This is a genomic window from Verminephrobacter aporrectodeae subsp. tuberculatae At4 (assembly GCF_000193225.1).
GTDB classification, from domain to species: domain Bacteria; phylum Pseudomonadota; class Gammaproteobacteria; order Burkholderiales; family Burkholderiaceae_C; genus Acidovorax; species Acidovorax aporrectodeae.
Window position 1 is genome coordinate 1 of the sequence record NZ_AFAL01000446.1, and the last position, 3,243, is coordinate 3,243.

4 protein-coding genes and 1 pseudogene are annotated in these 3,243 nt (G+C 72.6%); 4 read left to right on the top strand and 1 reads right to left on the bottom strand.

All coding sequences use genetic code 11. The annotated features are described in order from the left end of the window. The 4 genes and pseudogenes from VTU_RS33635 to VTU_RS0114450 form a co-directional block, all read left to right on the top strand. Positions 1-267 (top strand): annotated as a pseudogene (locus tag VTU_RS33635) (calcium incorporation protein MxaA); the annotation flags it as partial. A 5-nt stretch (positions 268-272) separates the two neighbouring features. Then, complete coding sequence (locus VTU_RS0114440; protein WP_010105371.1) at positions 273-1,277, top strand: vWA domain-containing protein; 1,005 nt, start codon at positions 273-275, stop codon at positions 1,275-1,277. After that, entirely contained in the window at positions 1,274-1,816 is a 543-nt protein-coding gene (locus VTU_RS0114445; RefSeq protein WP_010105372.1) for a hypothetical protein, read from the top strand. Before VTU_RS0114440 ends, VTU_RS0114445 begins: the two co-directional genes overlap by 4 nt. Beyond that, positions 1,813-2,742, top strand: coding sequence for a vWA domain-containing protein (locus tag VTU_RS0114450; protein ID WP_010105373.1), 930 nt, complete (start codon positions 1,813-1,815; stop codon positions 2,740-2,742). Before VTU_RS0114445 ends, VTU_RS0114450 begins: the two co-directional genes overlap by 4 nt. Here the strand turns inward: VTU_RS0114450 and VTU_RS0114455 are convergent. Further along, positions 2,726-3,243, bottom strand: a 518-nt coding sequence (locus tag VTU_RS0114455) for an SPASM domain-containing protein (protein WP_010105374.1), incomplete at its 5' end; no start/stop codon positions are given. The two genes, VTU_RS0114450 and VTU_RS0114455, sit on opposite strands and share 17 nt — an antisense overlap.

A 3,243-nucleotide genomic window follows, 5' to 3' on the forward strand; every position in this document is an offset into this window, starting at 1 on the left:
GACGACCCCGCGGGCGCGCAGGCCTGGCGCATCGTGCACCGTGCGCTGAACAGCTGCGCGGGGCGGGTGGTGCACGGCGGCGCCAGCCTGCACCGGTTCCTGGACCAGGCGCCCCATCTGCGGCCGCTGCAGGCGCAGCTCGAAGACTTCTACCGCGCGTCCACGCAGCGTTTTTTCGCGCTCGACGCTGCGCAGACCACTCCGCCCTATCCGCTGGCGCCCCTGTCCCGGGCTCTGCGCGACGCGGAAGAACGCCATCGGCGCTGAAACCCATGCGCCTGGACTTCGCCCAGCCCTGGGTGCTCGCGCTGCTGCCGCTCGCGCTGCTGCCGCTGCTGCGCAGGCGCCGCGATACCCTGCGCTTCTCCTGCATCGCCTGGCTGCCGGCGGACCCCGTCGGGCGCGCGCTCGGCGTCCTCTGGCGCAGCCTGGCGTGCGCGGCCCTGGCCGGCACGCTGCTCGGACTCGCCGGCCCCGGGCAGCCGGGGGCGCAGTTGCAGCGCACCGGGCGCGGCGCGGAAGTGCTGATCCTGCTGGACCGCAGCAGCAGCATGGACGCCAGCGTGCACACCAACGGCCTGCAAACCGCGGGCCGCATGTCGCACGAACCCAAGGCCCAGGTCGTGCGGGAGCTGCTGGGCGAATTCGTCAGCAAGCGGCCGGACGATCGCTTTGCCTTCATGACCTTCAGCACGGTGCCGATCATGGCGGTGCCCTTCACGCACAAGAGCGACACGGTGCAGGCCGCGCTCGCCGCCACAGCCATTGGCCGCGGTCTGCCCGAGACCCGCATGGGCGACGCGCTGCTCGCCGCTATCGACGAGTTCGCGCCGCGCAGCTACTCGGGCAGCCGCGTGATCCTGATCGTCTCCGACGGCGGCGCCCAGCTCGACGAGGCCACGCGCCGGCGCATCCGCGCCGGGCTGGCGCACGAGAAGATCGCGCTGTACTGGATCTACGTGCGCAGCGGTCCGAACGCGCCGAATCTCGACACCGACGAGGCGGCAAACGCCTACGGCCTCGGCGAGGAACTGGCGCTGCATGCGTTCTTCAAGACCTTGGGCACGCCCTACCGGCTGTACCAGGCGGACGACTCGAACGCGATCGCCGCCGCCATGGCCGAGATCGACCGGCAGCAGAACTTCCCGCTCACGATCCACGAGCGGGTGCCGCGGCGCGACCACGCCGGCGCCTGCTACCTGGCGGCCCTGGCGTGCTGCGCCGCTCTGCTCGCCTTCCGGGCGCTGCAATGGCAAAGCTGGGAGGCCACCGCATGAAGCGGCGCAGTGCCCATCTGCTCTTCGGGCTGCTGAGCCTGTGCTGCGCCGGCGTGGCGCTCGAGCGCGGACTGCAGCTGCGCCAGACCCTGGAGCGCAATGCGCAGCTCGTGCGCATTGCGGCCGCGGGCCCGGGTGCGGCACCCGTTGCGCGCCCGGCGGCGCGCGAGCTCCAACTCGCGTTGGCATTGGCGCAGGCGCAGGCCGGCAGGTACGAGGCCGCGCGCGAGGGCTATGGCGCGCTGATCCAGGCCGGCGCACGCGACCCGCTGGCGCAGCAGGCGCTGTTCAATCTCGGCAACCTGTATCTGCGGCAGGGACTGGCGCAGGGCGCCGACGCGCTGCCGCTGATCGAACTGGGTAAGCAGCGGCTGCGCGAGCTGCTGCGCGCCGCGCCGCAGGACTGGGACGCGCGCTACAACCTGGAACGCGCGCTGCGGCTGGCGCCGGAAGAGGACGCGGACTTCCCCGCGGAACAACCGCCGGGCGCAAGGCCCCGCGTCCGGATTCCGGGCTTTGTCACCGGAGACCTGCCGTGACGCCCACCGCGCTGCGGCGCTGGCGCCGCGCCTGGCAGCGCATGCGCGCAGGTTGGCCGCTGGCGCTGGCCATGCTGCTGCTGGCGTTGGCGGTCTGGCCGCCGCGCGTGCAGTGGCAGCGGCCGGTGTTCCACTGGCAGGTCAGCTTCGACATCACGCAGAGCATGAACGTCGAGGACGTACAGCTCGGCGACGCCCGGGTCAGCCGGCTGACCCTGGCGCGCGCGGCGATGCGCGATGCGCTGGCCGCGCTGCCCTGCGGCTCCCGCGTGGGGTGGAGCGTTTTTGCCGACTACCGCTCGCTGGTGATCCTCGCGCCGCTCGAGGTTTGCAGCCACTACGAGGAACTGCTGGCCACGCTCGAGCGCATCGGCGAGCGCATGCGCTGGGCGAACGCGAGCAACATCAGCAAGGGGGTGGGCTGGGCCGTGCGCGGCGCCCGGAGCATGGGCCCGGGAACCGCCTTCGTTTTCCTCAGCGACGGCCAGGAGGCACCGCCGCTGCGCGCCAACGACAAGCCGCCGATGGCGGACATCACGCCCGGCGAGGTCAAGGGCTGGCTGATCGGCGTCGGCGGCGACGCGCCGGTGCCCATCCCCCGCACCGACGGCAGCGGCCAGGCTGCCGGCTACTGGAGACCCGGGGACGTGGTGCAGGGCGCGGCGGGCAGGGACGAGCATCTTTCCTCGCTGCGCGAGGAGCACCTCAGAACGCTGGCCGGACTCGTCGGCGCGGACTACCGGCGCTTGCACACGGCGCACGCGCTCCGGGATGCCCTGCTCGACCGCCGCTTCGCGCAGAGCCAGCCGGCGGACGTCGATCTGCGCTGGATCCCGGCGCTGCTGGCGCTGTTGCTGCTGGTCTGGTGCTTTGCGCCGGATATCGGTCCGCTGGTCGCGCGCCGCAGCGCTACGCGCCTGGCGTGAGGCGGCGCGAGTTGGCGCGGTCGCGGAACACCAGCGGATGCTCGGGCACGCGTTCCGCTGCCTGCCGCACCGCCTGCTGCACCCGGTGGTGTTCGGGGCTCTTGGCGCACGCCGGGTCGGCGGCGGCCGCGTCCCCGGCCAGCAGGTAGGCCTGGCAGCGGCAGCCGCCCAGGTCCTGCTCGCGCTGCGCGCAGCTTGCGCAGGGCTCCTGCATCCAAGCCGTTCCGCGAAAGCGGTTGAAGCCCTCGGAATCGAACCAGATCTCGCGCAGGCCGTGCGCGCGCACGTTGGGGAATTCCAGGCCGGGAAGCATCCTGGCCGTATGGCAGGGCAGGGCCGTTCCGTCCGGCGCCACGGTCAGGAACATGCTGCCCCAGCCGTTCACGCATTTCTTGGCCCGGCCCTCGTGGTAGTCGGGCGCGACGAAGAAGATGCGCATGCGCTCGCCGAGCCGGGCGCGCCAGGCGTTGGTGACTTCCTCGGCGTGTCGCAGCTGCTCGT